This is a genomic window from Candidatus Mycalebacterium sp. (assembly GCF_977828045.1).
Genome location: NZ_CDWCUL010000017.1, coordinates 1 through 18423 on the forward strand (window position 1 = coordinate 1; position 18423 = coordinate 18423).

General features: G+C 49.2%; 19 protein-coding genes. 9 read left to right on the forward strand and 10 right to left on the reverse strand.

Annotated features, from left to right (window positions below; all coding sequences use genetic code 11):
- The first annotated feature begins 66 nt into the window (after positions 1–66).
- The 4 genes from ACY430_RS05605 to ACY430_RS05620 are packed head-to-tail and all read left to right on the forward strand — an operon-like array spanning position 67 to position 5162.
- Positions 67–1650 (forward strand): MFS transporter, encoded by a 1584-nt coding sequence (locus tag ACY430_RS05605; RefSeq protein ID WP_462137969.1) that lies wholly within the window; start codon positions 67–69, stop codon positions 1648–1650.
- Between the two features lie 48 nt (positions 1651–1698).
- On the forward strand, positions 1699–2910 hold the full coding sequence (locus ACY430_RS05610; protein WP_462137909.1) for an ABC transporter permease: 1212 nt from the start codon (positions 1699–1701) through the stop codon (positions 2908–2910).
- 3 nt (positions 2911–2913) lie between these two features.
- A complete protein-coding gene (locus ACY430_RS05615) occupies positions 2914–4023 on the forward strand; it encodes a glycosyltransferase (protein ID WP_462137910.1) in 1110 nt (369 codons plus the stop codon).
- On the forward strand, positions 4020–5162 hold the full coding sequence (locus tag ACY430_RS05620) for a glycosyltransferase (protein WP_462137911.1): 1143 nt from the start codon (positions 4020–4022) through the stop codon (positions 5160–5162). Before ACY430_RS05615 ends, ACY430_RS05620 begins: the two co-directional genes overlap by 4 nt.
- A 33-nt stretch (positions 5163–5195) precedes the next feature.
- Here ACY430_RS05620 and ACY430_RS05625 read toward each other — a convergent pair whose 3' ends face one another.
- Positions 5196–6506 (reverse strand): oligosaccharide flippase family protein, encoded by a 1311-nt coding sequence (locus ACY430_RS05625; RefSeq protein WP_462137912.1) that lies wholly within the window; start codon positions 6504–6506, stop codon positions 5196–5198.
- A gap of 17 nt (positions 6507–6523) precedes the next feature.
- The gene (locus ACY430_RS05630; protein ID WP_462137913.1) at positions 6524–7717 is read right to left on the reverse strand and encodes a glycosyltransferase; all 1194 of its coding nucleotides are present in this window, start codon (positions 7715–7717) and stop codon (positions 6524–6526) included.
- An 89-nt stretch (positions 7718–7806) separates the two neighbouring features.
- Between ACY430_RS05630 and ACY430_RS05635 the strand changes: the two genes are divergently transcribed.
- From ACY430_RS05635 to ACY430_RS05655, 5 genes are read left to right on the forward strand one after another with little or no spacing between them, the layout of a single operon-like run.
- Positions 7807–8901 carry a glycosyltransferase family 4 protein gene (locus ACY430_RS05635; RefSeq protein ID WP_462137914.1) on the forward strand — a complete coding sequence of 365 codons (1095 nt, stop codon included), beginning with the start codon at positions 7807–7809 and terminating at the stop codon, positions 8899–8901.
- On the forward strand, positions 8898–9149 hold the full coding sequence (locus ACY430_RS05640) for a methyltransferase domain-containing protein (protein ID WP_462137915.1): 252 nt from the start codon (positions 8898–8900) through the stop codon (positions 9147–9149). Before ACY430_RS05635 ends, ACY430_RS05640 begins: the two co-directional genes overlap by 4 nt.
- Positions 9136–9660: a hypothetical protein gene (locus ACY430_RS05645; protein ID WP_462137916.1), complete on the forward strand. Its 525-nt coding sequence runs from the start codon at positions 9136–9138 to the stop codon at positions 9658–9660. The genes ACY430_RS05640 and ACY430_RS05645 overlap by 14 nt, the downstream gene beginning before the upstream one ends.
- An 18-nt stretch (positions 9661–9678) precedes the next feature.
- On the forward strand, positions 9679–10041 hold the full coding sequence (locus ACY430_RS05650) for a cytochrome c-type biogenesis protein (RefSeq protein WP_462137917.1): 363 nt from the start codon (positions 9679–9681) through the stop codon (positions 10039–10041).
- Between the two features lie 59 nt (positions 10042–10100).
- The gene (locus tag ACY430_RS05655; RefSeq protein ID WP_462137918.1) at positions 10101–10331 is read left to right on the forward strand and encodes a type II toxin-antitoxin system HicB family antitoxin; all 231 of its coding nucleotides are present in this window, start codon (positions 10101–10103) and stop codon (positions 10329–10331) included.
- Positions 10332–10409: 78 nt separating this feature from the next.
- On the opposite strand, the gene ACY430_RS05660 is transcribed toward ACY430_RS05655, so the two are convergent.
- From ACY430_RS05660 to infB, 8 genes are read right to left on the reverse strand one after another with little or no spacing between them, the layout of a single operon-like run.
- A complete protein-coding gene (locus ACY430_RS05660) occupies positions 10410–10688 on the reverse strand; it encodes a hypothetical protein (RefSeq protein ID WP_462137919.1) in 279 nt (92 codons plus the stop codon).
- Positions 10681–11418 (reverse strand): tRNA (adenosine(37)-N6)-dimethylallyltransferase MiaA, encoded by a 738-nt coding sequence (gene miaA / locus ACY430_RS05665; protein WP_462137920.1) that lies wholly within the window; start codon positions 11416–11418, stop codon positions 10681–10683. Before miaA ends, ACY430_RS05660 begins: the two co-directional genes overlap by 8 nt.
- Positions 11337–13439: a polyribonucleotide nucleotidyltransferase gene (locus ACY430_RS05670; protein ID WP_462137921.1), complete on the reverse strand. Its 2103-nt coding sequence runs from the start codon at positions 13437–13439 to the stop codon at positions 11337–11339. The genes miaA and ACY430_RS05670 overlap by 82 nt, the downstream gene beginning before the upstream one ends.
- A gap of 28 nt (positions 13440–13467) precedes the next feature.
- Positions 13468–13737, reverse strand: coding sequence for a 30S ribosomal protein S15 (rpsO, locus tag ACY430_RS05675; RefSeq protein WP_462137922.1), 270 nt, complete (start codon positions 13735–13737; stop codon positions 13468–13470).
- A 20-nt stretch (positions 13738–13757) separates the two neighbouring features.
- A complete protein-coding gene (truB, locus tag ACY430_RS05680; protein ID WP_462137923.1) occupies positions 13758–14669 on the reverse strand; it encodes a tRNA pseudouridine(55) synthase TruB in 912 nt (303 codons plus the stop codon).
- Complete coding sequence (locus ACY430_RS05685; RefSeq protein ID WP_462137924.1) at positions 14666–15643, reverse strand: DHH family phosphoesterase; 978 nt, start codon at positions 15641–15643, stop codon at positions 14666–14668. The genes truB and ACY430_RS05685 overlap by 4 nt, the downstream gene beginning before the upstream one ends.
- On the reverse strand, positions 15640–16002 hold the full coding sequence (gene rbfA / locus ACY430_RS05690) for a 30S ribosome-binding factor RbfA (protein WP_462137925.1): 363 nt from the start codon (positions 16000–16002) through the stop codon (positions 15640–15642). The genes ACY430_RS05685 and rbfA overlap by 4 nt, the downstream gene beginning before the upstream one ends.
- A gap of 25 nt (positions 16003–16027) precedes the next feature.
- The gene (infB, locus tag ACY430_RS05695; RefSeq protein WP_462137926.1) at positions 16028–18409 is read right to left on the reverse strand and encodes a translation initiation factor IF-2; all 2382 of its coding nucleotides are present in this window, start codon (positions 18407–18409) and stop codon (positions 16028–16030) included.
- Between the last annotated feature and the right edge of the window lie 14 nt (positions 18410–18423).

An 18423-nucleotide genomic window follows, 5' to 3' on the forward strand; every position in this document is an offset into this window, starting at 1 on the left:
CCTCCCTTTACAACCCCCGTTCAACCTCATAACATTCACTATCCACCCCGCCTGAATCAAAGACGTATGGACACGCTGAGGAAGTTTTTCACCAAAGATTTTGTTGGGATTTTTAAACAGTTGCGGCTGAGCTACATACCGCCGCTTCTGGTTTATCTGGCGGCCGGAATTTCCGGGCTTACGGGGATTGTCGCCACTTTTTTTGTCAAAGACTATCTCGACTTATCCGCCGCATTTCTCGCGACACTCGGCTTCTGGGCCGGGCTTCCGTGGGCTCTCAAAATGCCGGTCGGACATCTGGTTGATCTGGTTTGGCGCTGGAAATCCGTTCTTGTTTTTATCGGCGCGGCTCTCATCGCGGTGGGGCTGCTTATCGTTTACGCGCTGATAGCCCACACCGAATATATGCAGGAAATCTGGCCCGTTTCCAACTGGTTTATCGCAAGCGTAATTATCAGCCCCGTTGGTTATGTGCTTCAGGACGTTGTTGCGGACGCAATGACGGTTGAAGCCGTTCCCACCGTGGACTCCCGGGGCGAAAAAATCAGCGAAGAGGAACTCAAATCCGCGCACACAACAATGCAAACGCTCGGCAGATTTGCCGTTATCGGCGGCACGGTTCTGGTTTCAATCATCAACATAGTCGCCTTTAATGACACATCGGAACTTTCCCAGCCGGAAAAAGCGCGGGTTTACGGCGAAATCTACCTTATGGCTCTCGCCATTCCGCTTGTGTCCGTCATAGGCGTTGTTCTCGCCGAAATCCTGAAAAAAACCGGGCATATAACCGGCGAGCAGGAACTCCGGCCCCCAACCGCGCCGAACTGGTGGATTCTGTGGGGAAGTCTCGCATTTGTCCTTTTCAGCATCGGAACGGGGCTTTCAAAAATTCCCTATTCGGAGGAAATAGTGTTCACGGGCTCAATGGCGATAGTGATTTTCCTTATGCGGAAACTGCTCCCCGAACTGCCCAAAGATAAACACGCCACTCTGATAGGAACGGCAATAATCATTTTTTTCTTCCGTGCCGTGCCGACTGTGGGTCCGGGAAACGGCTGGTTCCTAATAGACCAAATTGGATTTGACGAGCAGTTTTTCTCATATCTGTCGCTCATCGGCTCCACTCTCACACTCGCGGGCATATTTATTTTTCTGCCCGTTATGAGCAGATTCAGAATAGCGTGGCTTATCGTTTTTCTGTCTCTGGTGTGGGGCGTTTTGTCGCTTCCGGACATCGGGCTTTTCTACGGTCTGCATGAATGGACTGCGGCGCGCACGGACGGCATCGTGGACGCGAAATTTATAGCGATTGTGAACACGGCACTTGAATCCCCGCTGGGACAGGTGGCGATGATTCCGCTTCTCGCGTGGATAGCTAAAAACGCGCCGAACCACCTCAAAGCGACTTTTTTCGCCGTGTTCGCGTCTTTTTCAAATCTCTCACTTTCAGCCGCAAGCCTCGGCTCAAAGTATCTGAATGAAATCTTTGTCATAACGCGTGAGGTAAGAGACGAAGCGCAGAAAATCATTACCGCCGCGGACTATTCGGAACTGGGAACACTCCTGATAACCGCCACAGTAATTGGCGTGGCGGTGCCGTGCCTAACGGTTGTTATCATTCAAAGAGGACGCTATCGCAGTTTGGATTGAAGCACGCCCTCTTTTTTCCTCAAACTTCTCCCTTTATAATCAACTCCAATGCAGCCATTCAGGTCTTTAACAATCGCTTACAGGGCAATCATGTCCAACAAGGCGCGCTCAATGCTTACCTCACTCGGCGTGATAATAGGTGTGGCGGCGGTGGTTGCGCTTGTCTCAACAACACAAGGGGCGAGCAAAATGATAAACGAGCAGTTTGAGCGCCTGGGCGGGAAGTCAATGCTTATCACACCCGCGCACTCGGGCGGCGGGAACCTGCTCAAGTTCACCGCCGGCAAGCCGCTCACCGTCAAAGACGCGGACGCCATAAGGGAGTTGCCGGATGTTGAGTTTGTTTCGGAAATCATCGGCACGAACAAAACGGTCATACACGGCAAAAACCAGTGGAACGCGCGTATTGTCGGCGTGTCGCGCGATTTTACATTTATCAACGACTGGTTTCCGCAGGTGGGCACTTTTTTCAGCGCGGACGACATTGAAAACTCGCGGCCGGTGTGCGTGATAGGCAAAACGATTGAGGAAAAACTGTTCACCGCGACATCGGCCATCGGCAAAAAAATCAGAGTGGCAAATGTTTCATGCGAGGTTGTCGGCACAATGCAGAAACTCGGAACAAAACCGAGCGGCGCGGACCAGGACGACATAATTCTTATGCCCTACTCAACCGTGCAGAAGAGAATCCTTTCGGTAAGAAACATCTCAAAAATCTCGCTCGCGGTCAGAAGACCGGAAAGCATAGAGACGGCTTTGAGAGAAATACACGGGGTTTTGAGAAAAAATCACAAAATCGGGTTGGACGAAAAAGACGATTATTCCATCAGAAACAACGCGCAAAACCTTGAACGCATAGCGGACGTAACGAGCATTTTGAAAATCCTGCTTGTAAGCATAGCGTCAATATCGTTGATAGTCGGCGGAGTGGGAATTATGAACATAATGCTTGTTTCGGTAACAGAAAGAACAAGGGAAATAGGGATCCGAATGGCGGTCGGCGCGAGGCAGATAGACATACAAAAGCAGTTTCTGGTTGAAGCGCTTGTCCTGTCACTCGCCGGGGGAGCGATGGGCATAGTGCTTGGAGTTATAATTTCCAAAACCGCAGCCCTGTTCACCGGTTGGCCCGCCGAAATATCACTTTCAGCCATTGTGGTCGCCTGCCTTTTCTCCGCGCTGGTGGGAATTTTCTTCGGTTTATATCCGGCGCGCAAAGCGGCAAAACTCAACCCCGTTGAAGCGCTGAGGCACGAGTAACGAATGAAAATTATGCTTGTTTCACCTCACCTGAATCTCGGATACGGGGGTGGAAGTGAAAAACAGATAATCGCACTTGCAGGCGGTTTCGCCCGCAGTGGATGCGAAGTTACCGTTTTTCTCACGGACGGAGAGGGAGACTTAATCGCCGACCTGCCGGAAGGCGTTGAAACCGTTCTCGGCAGGGCAAGCGGCTTTTTCTCAAGGTTGTGGGCGATATATCAAACGGCAAAAGCAGAAAAGCCCGACATTCTCTACGGCAGACTGTGGAGAATTAAACCGGCTTTGGTTCTCGCCGGAAAAACTCTCGGAATAAAAACGGTTGTTGTTGAAGACAACAATCCGGAGGAAAAAGCCAAAGCCGTCCGTCCGTTCACAAGAGCAATAAACATTGCGGCAAAATCACTGTGCTATAAAAGCGCGGATGCGGTAATTTCAATATCGGAGGAAGGTAAAAAACAGATACTCAAGGTTTTTGGCGTTGAAACCCGAATGATACACAACGGCATAGATACGGGCGGCATAGAAGAACTGTCGGAAGAAGAGGCAAATCACAGGTGGTTTTCCGATGATATTCCAATCGCGATTGCCGTGGGGCGGCTTGTTGCACAAAAGGGTTATGAAAACCTTGTTGAGTCGGTTGGGTTGGTCAACAAAACAACTCCTCTGCGTCTTTTGGTAATAGGCGGCGGCAACAAAAGCCATATCGTGGACGAGGCGGAAAAACTCGGCATCGGGAAAATGGTTGATTTTACGGGCGCGGTTCGCAATCCCCACAAATACACGACCCGGTGCGACATTTTTGTCTGCTCATCGCTGTTTGAGGGTTTCGGTCTTGTTCTTGCCGAAGCGATGGCTCTGGCAATGCCCGTTGTGTCAACCGACTACAGACACGGGGCGGCGGAAATTGTTGAAGACGGCGCGAGCGGAATTCTTGTTCCGGTGGGAGACTGCGGGAAAATGGCGGATGCCATATTAAAACTGATAAAAGACAGACCTCTTGCCGGAAAAATGGGGGAAGAAGCGAAAAAAAGAGCGGAGAATTTCGGCATTGAAAAAATGACGGAAAAAACTCTGCAAATTTTCAAGGACGTTTTGGGAAAACAGGCATGAGGATTATGTTTGTGAACCAGAGCATGCAGGCCGGCGGAGCGGAGCGGCAAATCTTCACAATGGCGAAACAGTTTGCCACAATACCGGACATGGACGTTTCAATTTTTCTGCTGAAGAAAGACGGAAGTCTCGGGAAAGACATTGGTTCGGAAATGCGGTCCAAAATAACATACTCAGATATCTATCTGACGGAGAAATGGCCTCTAAAACCAATTCTGCGCATAGCAGCGGTAATAAAAGCGGCAAAACAAATAAAGCCGGACATCATATATGCGCGGGTCATGCCCCTGCCCTGCGCGATTGCGGGAAAATTTCTCGGAATACCCGTTGTTGTGGTGGAAATTAACAATCCGGCAAAATCCATTGAATACATCAAATCCGCGCCGAAACGTTTTCAAACTTTCCTTGTCAGGAAAATATCAAGAAAACTCGCGACCTGCGTGGCGGCAAACTCTTCCGCGCTTGCGGACGAGACGAAAAAATACTGGAATCTAAAATCAAGACCGTCTGTAATTCATAACGGACTGGAACTGGAACGGATAGAAAAAAAGAGCGGGGAACAGGCAACTCACCCGTGGATTGCCGATAAAAAAACTCCCCTTATAGTGTCAGCCGGAAGGGTCGTCCCGGCAAAAGGTTTCGGGGATTTGATTGACGCTTTCGCAATCGTGCGAAAAACGGTGCAAACCCGTCTGATGATAGTCGGAGGAAGGGAAGACTGGAAGGAAAAAGAAAGACTTAAGGCAAAAATTGAAAAACTGAGCCTTGCGGACTGCGTTTCATTCACGGGAGATATACCCAATCCCTACCCTCTGATGAAGGCAGCAGATGTTTATGTCTCTTCATCGCTGTTTGAGGGCTTTTCAAACTCAATTCTTGAAGCCCTCGCTCTGGGCGTTCCGGTTGTCAGCACAGACCACAAATTCGGAGCGAATGAGATTATTGAAGACGGCAAAAGCGGACTCCTTGTTCCGGTTTCAAACCCGGAACAAATGGCTGAGGCAATTTTGCGAATTCTTGGTAACGGGGAAATTGCCCGGAATCTTTCCGTCAATGCGAGAAAAAGAGCGCAAAACTTTACGATTGAAAAAACCGCTACTGAATACGCAAAACTTTTCCGGGAAATTGCCGGGAGTTGAGAACCCTCAAATAAACGCCGCTTGAAAACGACCCTATCCGGCTCTTCTTTTTATATCCCTGAAAAGAATTACTGCGACGGGCAGGAATGTCAGAGGGAGAACCAGTTTTGCCAGAGCCGCTCCCTCAATGGAGTGGGCGGATGCCAGGTAGAACAGCGCGGCAGTATAAAGCAGTGTGCTCACAAGTGTCAGCCCCGTTCTGAACCATGTCCTTCCCAGAGCCAGACAGACGGAGCCAACCCAGAAAAAAAGTAAGGCGAAAGTCTCCACGACAATAATTATTCTCATTGCGGTGGCGGCGGGGACATATTCCGCGCCGAAAAAAATGAGGAGAATTGTGTCAGCGAATATAAAAAACAACCCCGCGACCGGAACAAACAACTTTGCCAGAAACCGGACTGAATAGGAGATAATCCGCTTGAAGTCTTCGTAGGACTTTCTCTCCTGGAGGCTCACAAGAGCGGGATACAGGGCTCTTGACGCCGGAGTTTTTAATTTTCCAATTATTTTCAGGAAAACGGTGGCAGTTTTATACAGACCCGAAGCCTCGCTTCCGGAAAAATATCCGAGAACCAGTATCGGGAAATTTCTGCTGAACACATTGCTGGCAAAACCCACAAAGGTTGAATTCAGAACAAAAAGCATTACGTCTTTAATCTCATTTTTCACCATGCCGACTTCGGCGGAAAACCATCTGCCGAGCCCCTCGGCTCTGAGAGTGCGGTTGACAAAAAACTGAAGAAAGCAGAAATTCGCAAATTTCCCGATAACATAAGCGACAAAAACGCCTTTTATACCGAATCCGGAAAGAAGAGCGGCAATAACAAGAGAAACCCTCAAAACAACTCCGGCAACTTCGAAAAGCGCGACACTGTCAAACTTTTGAAAAACTTCCAGAAGCGAGCGGGAGTTCACATTGACGGTTGAAACAAAAAGACTGAATGAGTAGATAAAAACCAGCTCAATGGCATTTTCCGACTTGATGAAAAGACTGTTTGCTATGCCCGCGAGCAGAACAGCCGCGACAAAAGCCACCGCGCCCGACAAAAAATCAATCAGATAGAAAAGTTTGACAAAAGAAAGAGTTTTAACACTGTCTTTTGCCTCCCGATATTTTCCGACATATCTAATAACCGCTTCGCGAACATTGAAATCCACAATGCCGTTGACGATGTTCACATAAGAAACGACTATGCTGAAAAGACCGAACTGCTCCAGACCCAGAAAACGGGCAAGAACTATCACCTCCAGCGCTGCGAACACCGAACCGATAATATCGCTGCTGAAAAGCCATGAGGCGTTTTTCAGCAGTCTCTTTTTTTCATTTGAGAATGAGTTTGACATTGTGGACAAACAACCGTTTACAAGAGAGAGTCCATAAAGTTTTTAATTTTCACGGCTCTGTTATCCCAACTGTTTGAGCGGGCAAGGTTGAGGGCATTTTCCGTTATTGAACTTACAAAGCGGGAATCGCTCAAACACTTTTTTATTCCCTCCGCAAGAAGCCGGGTGTCGTCCGGGGGAACCAAAACGCTGTTCTCTTCGGACAGAACTTCCCTGATGACGGGAAAATCGCTTGAAACAATGGGGTTCCCGGAAGCCATATATTCAATCATTTTAATCGGTGAAGCGCTCTGTTGAAGATTCCAGTCTTTGGAATAAGGCATTATGAGAACATCCGCCCCCATCTGATACGAGGGAATTTGGTATGACGGCTTGTGCCCCTCAAGTTTCACTCTGTTCTGCAAATTGTTGTTTTGAACTATTGCGCCGAGCCGTTTCAAATCTTCCGGCAATCCTCCCACAATCAAAACCAGCGCGGAGTCGTCAAGAAACTTTGCGCTCTCAATCAAGGTTTCCACCCCTCTTCCTTCGTATGGCTTGCCCGTATAGACAACAAGACTCTTTTCAAGTGGAAGAGACAGTTCCTTTCTGATATGCTGTTTGGAAACCCGCCGTTTTTCTTCATATGTTCCAAAGTTAACGCCGCTCGGAGCAGTTAACACTTTTTCGGGTTCCAAGCCCACATCAATCAACTGACGGCGCAACGTTTCTGTAATAGCAATAACCCCTCTCATCTTTTTCAGAAAGTTAATTTCCTGCGCAGCAGATTTCAGTGGCACATGAACTTCACAGAAAAAAGGAATTCCGCTCTTGCAAACGTAATTAGCCATTACCCTTCCCGATACTGCGGAATATCTGTAATAAACCGCCGCTCTTTCGCCATATCGTTCGCAAAGTTCGGAAATTTCCCTGCCAAGCGAGCGTTTGTAGACAAAGTCCAGACTGACAGGCAGAAAACTCAGGGAAAACAGCGTCTTGATATTCAAATCCTTGCTCAGCCCGAAGTAGTCTTTGATTTTATCCGTCAATCCCTTGTCATACCTCCTCAGCAGGAGAGAGACATCCATACTGTTGTTTGAGAAAGCGTCTATCATCATTGCAATCGCGACGTGATGGGCTTTCGGACCCGGAAACCGGGCGCGGTGAACATATGCCAACTTCTCTATGGAGTTCCGTGCGGTTTTGATATGTGTGTTGTTGAAATCCGTCATTACTTAACGGGGTCTGGTGGGCAACTACCTGAAAAAAGCGACATTTATGTTATTATACACTTTAACTTACTCCCTTACCCAAACAGAAAATGAAGATTTCTTTTTTTCAAGTTACTTCCGGAAAACGCGAAGGCGGTGGACTAGAAACCTACTGCTGGGAACTGGGAAAAACTCTGGCACAGCGCGGACACGAAGTAACAATTCTCGCCGGCGGACAGGGTTTCAAGCGCAATGAATTCGTTAATTACGAGGGTTTCCCCTTCCGTTCCCGCGAAGATTTTCCCAATCTTGGACAGGTCTTCCGCAAACTTCTGGAAAGAATCTCTTTTGCAAAGTCCGCCCTTCCCTCGTTGCTTACGGGCGGATATGACATAGTAATAATCAACAAACCCACCGATTTTCCCGCAATGTGGTGGGCAAAACGCAATGGGCTGAAGGCAAATGTCGTATTCAGCTCAGGAGGCAGAGACTTCTATCTGGGAGACGGACTTTTTGCGGGGTCTGTTGACACATGGGTTTCATGCAGCGATGAGAACTCCCGTAAAATCGGGGAACGTTATGGACGCAATGTAACCACCATCTATAACGGAGTTGATACCGGACTTTTTTCTCCGGGACCACAACCTGTGGCGTTGAGGAAAAAACTTGGGTTGGGGGACGGATGCAAAGTGATAATGAGTGTTGGACGGCTGGTTGACTGGAAGGGGCTTGATACAGTAATTCGCACTCTCGCACATATATCAGACATATACTATGTGGCTGTGGGCGGAGGACCCGCCCGTAACAGACTGGAAAATTTGGCGAAAGAGGTGGGAGTTGGGGAGCGTGTTATTTTCACCGGAGTTGTAGACAACAGCGAACTTGTAAACTTCTACCGTCTCGCCGATATTACTGTTCAGCCGTCTGTGAACAAAGAGGCGTTCAGCATTGCTCTTCTTGAGGCAATGGCTTGCGGTGTTCCGGTGTTGGCGGCCGCGAATATGGGCATGGAGGAAAGTGTCATTAATAATAAGACCGGCAGACTGGTGAATTCCCGCGACCCCCGAATATGGGGCGAAACCATAAAAGAAATGATTAAAAACGGCGGTATTCAAACTATGGGAATAGCTGCCAGAAAGAGAGTGGAGCGGCATTTTACCTGGGATATCAACGCTGACAAACTGGAAAAGTTGATTGCAAAATGAGTCTTGCCAATTTTAAAAAATATGACAGCAAGTTTTACAAAAAGCGTGGGAGCGAAGAATTCCCTTATTCGGCAAATATCATCTTGGGAATCGCCCTTAAAGTGCTCCCGCACGGCAAATCAGTTGTTGATGTGGGATGCGGAACAGGAGTATGGCTCCGAAGTTTGAAAGAAAACTACAAAACCGAAAAAATCGCAGGAATTGACGGCGAATGGATTGATCGCCAATATCTCAATGATTCCCGATGAGAATTTTATTAAAGCAGACATCTCAAAAGAGTTCCCTAAATTCAAAGAAAAATTTGATCTCGCAATCAGCCTTGAGGTTGCCGAACACTTGCCACCAGAAAGAGCGGAGAGTTTTATCAACTATCTAACAACTCTCTCAGATTTTGTTCTGTTTTCAGCGGCAATTCCATTGCAGGGTGGGATAAATCATTTCAATGAACAATGGCAAGACTACTGGGCGGATTTGTTTGAAAAAAAGGATTATGTCCCTTTTGATATTGTAAGGGCGAAGATTTGGAATAACGAAAAAATAAAAAACTGGTACAAGCAAAATATTATTCTTTATGTAAAGAAAAATGAAATCCACAGAATAAAAACTGAATATATACCAAAGAAAAATCTTGCTCTCTCTGTTGTCCACCCCTCCTACTATGAACACAGACTCTCAACAAAAAGTGTTCTTTGGAAAGGACAATTGAGAAACACTCTAAAAATATCCATTAAAAAAATCCTGAAGAATCTGTGGAAATAGGATTTTCCTCAAATCATTATGAAATTTTTATTTTTTATTCTCCTCCTCTCCGCCCCGTCCGCTTCCGCCGTGAGCGTTATAGACCGCACGGACGCAATCGCGCGGCAACTTATGTGCCCCGTTTGCGCGGGGCAGAGCGTTGCCGAGTCAAACTCAGACCTTGCGCGTGATATGCGGAAAATAATAAGAAAGAAGATTAAAAACGGGGAAACCGATGAGGAAATTATCCTGTGGTTTCAGGGAAAATACGGAGACACAATCCTCGCCAAGCCGCCGCTGAAAGGATTTAACCTTGTCATCTGGCTTCTGCCCATCACCGCCGCAATTGCGGGAGGTGTTTTCGCTGTTTTGTATGTGAGGAAAGAACAGAACTTGAATTGATTGATAGCTTGTCTTATTTGTATTGTGTTATTGCTTCAAATTACAAGGGGGTTCCGAGCATGCAACAGTTTTCAGTTCTTGTATGGCAGGAGAAAAATGCTTTCGTTTCAAAGCTTGAGGGGACAAACATCTCAAGTTACGGTGGAACGGTTGAAGAAGCGATAGAAAGCCTCAAAGAAGCGGTTGAACTCTACTTTGAAAATATGGCTGAAGATGAAAAACAAGAAGTCCTTGAATCTGCCGAACCCTTTGATGATAGAGAAAACACTTACCCTCTGTCTATTCATTAACAAGGCATAAACATTGAGTAAAAGACTTGTTCCTTGAAACAGTCGGGACTCGCAAGAAAATATTTCCTCAAATAGTCCTCACAAACCGAAAAATTCCCGGCACTCCTCAACCGCTTCATCAAGATTTTCAACTGGAAACCACCTGATGTCTTTTTCTTTTCTGAGCCATGTCATCTGTCTTTTGGCAAAACGCCGGGTGTCCGTGGAGGCGTCTTCAACCGCTTGCGTTTTCGTTATCTCCCCGTCAATCAGCATATTGGCCTGACGATACCCTATCGCTTTCATCGGCTTTACGTCCTTTGAATATCCCATGCCGCGAATTTGTTCGGTTTCTTCGACAATTCCCTTGTCAAACATCTCTTGCGTTCTGCTGGTTTATTTTTCCGACAAGCGCGTCCCTGTCAGTCGCGAGACCGATTTTGAGGCAGTCAAAACTGCCGTCCGAAAACCCGTGAGCGCGCCGAATTTCCGAAGCGGGCGCGCCTGCGGAATAAAAAATCTCAAGCGCGCGCCGTATGCGCACGGAATCGCGCTGATGAATCGCGGCGGCGGAAACGGGATCCGCATCGCGCAATTTTTCATAAAGCCAGTCGATTCCGTAGGTTTTTTCCTCGTCTTCAAGCCGCTTTCTTATTTCCGGGTCTGAAGGGCTTTCTATCAGCCCTTCAAGCAGGGCTCGAACATAAAGAAAGGTTCCGCCAACCACAATCGGCGGCGTTTTTTCCGCGCAAAGTTTTTCAAGTATGGGATTTGCCAGAGTCCGGTAGTCGCCCGCGTTAAACTCATCGTCCGGCTCGGCAACATCAATCATAAAGTGCGGAAACGCGCTCATCAAGTCGGCGGACGGCTTAGCGCTTCCTATGTCAAAATGTTTGTAAACCTGAAGGGAATCCGCGCCAACCACGGCTCCGGACAGTTCAGAGGCGAGGCGGAACCCGAAATCGGTTTTTCCCGATGCGGTAGGACCAACAACCGCGATAATCCGCCCGTTTTCGCACTCCGCGGTTATCTGTAATCCTCTATGTTTTCTCCCAACGCTTCCCTGCGGCTGAGCCGTATCTTGCCGTCTCTCTCTTTTGAAATGCACTTGACGAGAAGCTCGTCCCCTTCGTTTATCACATCGGTGACTTTTTCAACTCTTCCCTCTTCCAACTCCGAAATGTGCACAAGCCCGTCCCTGCCGTTGTCCATCTCCACAATCGCGCCGAAATCAAGCAGCCGTTTGACCTTTCCGAAATAGACTTTTCCGGGCTCTATCTCCTCAATGATTTTCTCTATGCGCTTAATCGCCATCTCGCATGACTCTTTGTCGGGAGAGGAAATAAGCACTTTTCCGTCGTCCTGAATGTCTATCTGAGCGCCGGTTTCTTCAATGAGTTTGTTGATTACCTTGCCGCCCGAACCGATTACATCGCGTATTTTGTCGGGATGAATTTTTATTGACATTATGCGCGGGGCGTGGGCGGAAATATCCGAACTGGGAATGTTTATTGTTTTGCCCATCTCGGCAAGCACGTGAAGCCGCGCTTCTTTCGCCTGCATGAGGGCGTCTGAGAGAATTTCCTTTGTAACGCCATCTATTTTGATGTCCATCTGCAACGCGGTGATCCCGTTCTCCGTGCCGGCAACTTTGAAATCCATGTCGCCCAAATGGTCTTCATCACCGAGAATGTCCGACAGAATGACGAGTTTATCCCCTTCTTTTATAAGCCCCATCGCTATTCCGCCAACGGCGGCGCGAAGAGGAACTCCCGCGTCCATAAGAGACATTGAAGCACCGCAAACGGTCGCCATTGAGGACGAGCCGTTTGATTCAAGAATTTCCGAAACAACCCTGATTGTGTAGGGAAAATCCTCTTTTGAGGGAAGAAGCGGCTTCACCGCCCTTTCCGCAAGTGCACCGTGCCCTATCTCCCTGCGCCCCGGAGCGAGGCGGAAACTCGTCTCGCCCACCGAATACGGCGGGAAGTTGTAATGAAGCATAAAACTCTTCTTCAAATCACCTTCAAGGGAGTCAATCCTCTGCTCGTAATATGAAGTTCCCAGCGTTGTGGCGACAAGCGCCTGTGTTTCGCCGCGAGTGAAAAGCGCGGAGCCGTGAGAGCGGGGAAGAAGCCCCACCTGTGAATCTATGTCACGTATGGTTTTGTGGTCGCGCGAATCCGGACGCACGCCGTCATTCACAATCAAAGAGCGGACGACCTCTTTGGTGGCTTTGTTAAAAGCGTCCGAGATGCGCCCTTCGCTTTCGGGGAAATCATGCCCGACCGCCTCAACTGTTTCGGCGCGCAGTTTTCCTATTTCTTCACTGCGCGCCTCCTTGGACGGCTTGACGACCGCGCCTTTAAGACGCTCCGAGGCAAAAGCCGCGACCGCCGAAGCAACCGCTTCATCCGCCGAGGGGTCATCTTCGTCAAGAACGCGTTTTTCGGCGGCAATGCCAGAAGCAAGCTCCTCCTGCATATTCACAAGCTCCTTTATGCGTTCGTGAGCGAACATAAGCGCGTCAATCATGTCCGGTTCGGGAACCTCGTTCGCTCCGCCTTCAACCATTACAATCGCGTCTTTTGTTCCCGTAACCACGATTTCCATGTCGCTTGATTCAAGATCCTCGTATGAGGGGTTACAGACCAACTCCCCGTCTATTCTTCCGACTTTCACTCCGGCGATGGGTCCTTCAAACGGCACGTCCGAAAGAACCAGAGCGGCCGAAGCGGCTGTCGCTGAAAGCACTCCGGGGTCCGCTTTTGAGTCCGCCGAAAGAACAGTAATCATCACCTGCGTGGAATAGGTGAACTTCTTTGTGATAAGGGGCCTGATTGAACGGTCTATTAGCCGTGAGGTAAGAATTTCCTGCTCACTGGGCCTGCCTTCCCTTCTGAAAAACCCGCCCGGAATCTTTCCCGCGGCGTATGTTTTTTCCTGATAATTCACGGTCAGCGGAAGAAAATCTTCATTGATTTTTTCGCTTTCCGCGACCACCGTGGCGAGAACAACGGTGTCTGAACAACTCATCAAAACCGAGCCGCTTGACTGTTTCGCCATTTTTCCGGTCTCTATTTTGTAGTTTGAGCCGAAAAGTGTTTTTTCAACTGTTTTGTGTGCCAAATTAAATAGTCCTCCGATTCACTCTTAATTAATGCCTGAGTCCGAGTTTGTTAATCAACTCGGCGTATTTGCGGGGGTCTGAACTTTTCAGGTAGTTCAGCAATTTCCTTCTTTTCGCCACAAGCCGCACAAGCCCCCTGCGCGAGTGAAGATCTTTTTTCATTTTGTTCGTATGGGCGGATATCTGCTCTATCCTTTTGGAAAGTATGCCAATCTGCACTGTGGAAGAACCGACATCTCCGGGTTTTTCCGCGAACTCCGCGATAACCTTCTGTTTTTCATCTTTGTCCAAAGTCAAATTAAAATCCTCCGAATTTTTTAATGCGAACCGAACACCCTTATCTGTTTGAGCGCCGGTGCGTCTTTCAAATTTTCAACTTCCCGGGTGTCCGACACAAACTCCGCTATGGACACCACTGCGCCGTTTCTCATCAGTTTTACAACCTCTCCTTTGCGGAAATCGCACTCGCACTCGGGCAGATGCTTCGTACTCAAAAATCCACCGCTACGGACAACCCGCGCGGCATCTTCATCTATGCAAACCAATTTCATATGCGAAAGAGCGTTATCAACGCTTATCAAAGTAAAATTCCCGGCTTCAAGGTCTTGCAAAGTCGCTGATTCTTCAATGGAAAACCTTCCGCTGCCGAGCCGCCTGAGCTGAACCAGATGAGCCATACAACCGAGAGTCTCGCCCATTTCGGATGCCAGCGCCCTGACATAAGTCCCGCGCGAGCATTTTACGAAAAACCTCACCAGAGGCGGTGAAAACTCAAGCAAATCCAGAAACTCAACCGTTACCCTTCTGGCGTTTCTCTCAACCTCCTTGCCAAGCCGGGCAATCTCTGAAAGCCTCACCCCGTTCTTCTTGACTGCGGAAAACATAGGCGGAACCTGCAAAAAAGTCCCCGTGTTTTCCTTGAAGCATGAGACTACATCATTACGCGAAACTTTTCCAACATCGCCCTCGCGCGTAATTTTTCCGGAAAGGTCAAAGGTGTCAGTCGCAACTCCCAAACGCATCGTCGCCTCGTACTCTTTGAACGATTCGTCAAGGTGGGGAATCACCTTTGTCGCCTCTCCCAGACAGACGGGAAGAACCCCCGTGGCGAACTTATCAAGCGTGCCCGTGTGCCCCGCTTTGCGGACTTTGAGGATTTTTTTAACCCTGTTCACAACATCGCTTGAGGTCATGCCGTCCGGCTTGTCAATTATAACCATTGCGTTCATGTCAACTTTATCTCGCCAAGTATTTTTCCGATTACACCGTCAAAATTGCCGTCAAAATTAAACCCCGCCGCGTTTTTATGCCCACCGCCGCCGAACTTCGTCGCCACCGCGCAAACGTCAATATCGCCGCGCGACCTTATGCTCCCCTTCCACGCCGGAGATTGCCCGCGCGCGGAGGTTTCCCTGAAAAACATCGCGACCTCAATCCCCTTCAAACTCATAGGATAATCAACCATTCCCTCGGTGTCTTCGCTTGATGTTCCAGTCGCTTCAAACATTTCACGGTCAACACAAACCCACGCGATCTTTCCCGTTTTATCGGTTTTGAGACTCCCCAGAACGCGGGAGAGAAGGTCTATTTTTCCGGTGGACTGGTTTTCGTAAACCGCGCTTGAAATCCGTTGCGGGTCGGCGCCGCACGAAACCATCTCGGACGCTATGGCGAAACACTGCGCCGTGGCGTTGGAAAACCTGAACGAGCCCGTGTCTCCCGAAATCGCGGCAAAAATGCAAGTCGCGCTCTGCTGCGTGAAGTCAGCGCCAAAAGATTTGAAGATTTCATAAACAAGAACGCCGGTCGCCGGCGCCGAGGTCTCAACCCATTTCACTCCGCCGCTCTCCATTTTGGTGTGGTGGTCAATGATGACAACTTCCGAGCCCGAATCTGCGGCGTATCGCTCAAAATCCGCACCCGCGCGCGAAACAACGGGGCAGTCAAGAACGATGAGCGCGTCAAAACCGTCTTTCGGGGTGTCCGTGAGCGTTGTCCGCACCCTCTCCGAATCCGGAAGAAACTCAAGGAATGAAGGAGCGCTGCTTGCGTTATAGAGAAAAACGGACTTGCCAAGCGATTCAAGTAAATTCGCAAGCGCGAGCATTGAGCCCAAAGCGTCCGAATCGGGATTTTCGTGAGAGGTCAGTAAAAAACCGCTTCCTTCCTCAAAAATATTCTTTATTTGAGCGGGGAAATTCAACTGTCAAAACGCCTTATGATGTCATCAACCCGGTGAGCGGAAAGCAAAACTTCATCGGGTTTAAACTCTATTGAAGGGACTTTTTTGAGATTGAGGCGGGACGCTATCTGTTTGCGGAAAAATCCCGACAGTTTATTCAGCGCCTCAAGCATTGGTTCGGACGAGCCGCCTTTGAGGTGGGTAAAAAACACTTTCGCGGAAGACATGTCTCCTGACAGCGAAATACGGGTTACCACGGCGCGCGCGACCCGTGTATCTCTGATGTTTCCCTCGCTAATTATGAGCGCTATCTCCCTGAAAATAAGATCTTTCACGCGCTCGCGCCTCTCGTAACTGAATTCGTGACCTTTTGTTCCCACAACAACCCTCTGCCGCCACGCCGTCCTACAACTGCTGCGCGGTCTCCTTTAGTAAATAAATCTCAAGCACATCGCCCACTTTCACATCGCTGAAATTCTCTACGGTAAGACCGCACTCAAAGCCCGACTGCACCTCTTTCACATCGTCTTTGAACCTCTTGAGAGAGCCGACCTTGCTTTCGTAAACCACGGAACCGTCACGCACAACCCTGACGCTTTCACCCCTCAACACCTTACCGTCATCAACGAAACAGCCCGCGATTGTCCTCTGCCCGGACATGCGAAAAATCTCCATAACGCGCGCGTGCCCAAGCGTTTCCTCCTCAACCAGCGGGTCAAGCAGACCCTCCATAATCCGTTTTATCCTGTCAATCACCTCATACACAATCTGATATGTCTCAACCAGAACCCCGCTCTCCGCGGCATCCGAAGCGGCTTTTGAGTCCGGTCGGACGTTAAACCCGAGAATTGATGCGTTTGTAACATTAGCGAGTTCAACATCGGTGCCGCTTATACCGCCGACCCCCGAATGAACGATTTTGACCGAGCATTTGTCCTGATCAATCTTCTCAATGGAATCCTTAACTGCCTCAACCGTGCCACGGGTGTCGGCTTTGATTATGAGAGACAACTCCTTCGCGGAGTCCTCCGCTTCCTCCTCCGTATTCTCAGGAGCGTCAAAGGAAATCTGAGACACATGCGGAACCTGAGGCGTCTCGCTCCGCACCAACTCCAACTTTCTGTTTTCAACTATCGCCCGCGCTGTTTTCTCATCGCGCAGAACGTAAATATTCTCGCCCGCTTCCGGCACGCCCGAAAGCCCCATAACCTCAACGGGAATTGACGGTCCCGCGCTTTTGAGTTTTGCACCGTTCTCATCTGAAATAGCCCTGACCTTGCCACTAAAAAGCCCCGCTATGACATAGTCGCCCACTTTCAAACTGCCCTTTGTAACAATCACATTGGCGAGTGCGCCGCGCCCTTTGTCAAGCCGCGATTCAAGAACAATCCCTCTGGCAAGCCCCTTTTGCGGCGCTTTGAGTTCAAGAATATCCGCTTGAAGAAGAATCAGTTCCAGCAACTCTTTGAGGCCCTGCCCCGTTTTTGCCGAGATCTCAACAAAAAGCGTGTCGCCTCCCCATTCATCGGAAACAAGCCCGTGCTCGGAAAGCTGTCTTTTCACGTTTTCGGAGTCGGCAGTGTCTTTGTCAACTTTGTTAATCGCCACAATGGCGGGCACGCCCGCGGCTTTGGCATGATTTATCGCCTCAACGGTCTGCGCCTTCACTCCATCATCGGCGGCGATTACAAGAATCGCCATGTCATTGATTTTCGCGCCGCGCGCACGCATTGAAGTGAAAGACTCGTGACCGGGCGTGTCAATGAAAACAACCGTTCCACTACCCGAAGCGACCTTATACGCGCCGATATGCTGTGTGATTCCGCCCGCCTCCCCCGAAGCAACATTTGACTTGCGCAGGTTGTCAAGAAGGGTTGTTTTTCCGTGATCAACATGCCCCATAACACTGACAACCGGAGGGCGCGGAGCCTCGTCTGAAAAGCCCGCCTCTTTTTCGTCCAAAAATGCCGCTTCGTCAAACCTGTCAACATCAACCTCAAGTCCGTATTCGGCGGCGACAAGCGTGGCGGTCTCATAATCAATGGAATCCTTCGGAGAGGCTTTCAGCCCGATGCTTCTAGCCTTTTCCCTCACATAGCGCATTTTTACATCCATTCTGTGTGCGAGTTCTTCAAGCGTTATGGTTTCGCCGATTTTGACGCTTTTTTTGCCGGCCGGCGGAGAATCCGTCACCTTTTTGGCGGCAGAGGGGGAATGGCGAGGCAATTTTTTCCGTCTGATGTCCTGTCTTCTGCGGAAACTCTTTTCGTCAACAACGTATTCCTTTTTCTTGGCGACAAGTTTTGGTGCGAGCGAGTCCTGAATCTGCTGTGCGAGTTGCTCCTTCTCGGGGTCGGGCGCGGCGGGCTTTTCTTTTTCGGCTTTTTTCTGCGGCACAGACTCGGGTTCTTCGGCGGGTTTCTTTTCAGGTTCTTCGGGTGTGGGCTCGGCGGCGGCTTCAGACTCAAGTGCGGCTTGCGGCTCGGCGCTCTCTTCGGGCTTTTCCTGTTTCTTTCTGCGCCTTACGACCCGCTTTGTGCCTCTGATTTCAGTAACGTCCCCGGATTTGGATTTGACAACCTTTGTCTCGCTTTTGGAAGGTTCCGCGTCGTCCTCATCGTGTTTGGACAGAGAAGAAAAAACGCGTCTGATTTTTTCAACAGTCTCCAAATCCACCGTGTTTGAAGCGGTTGAAAGGTTGACGCCCATCTCATTCGCGGTTGCCATAATCTCCTTGCTGGAAACGCCGAGATCTTTAGCCAGTTCGTGTACTCTTGTTGACTTCATCTTATATGCGGTGC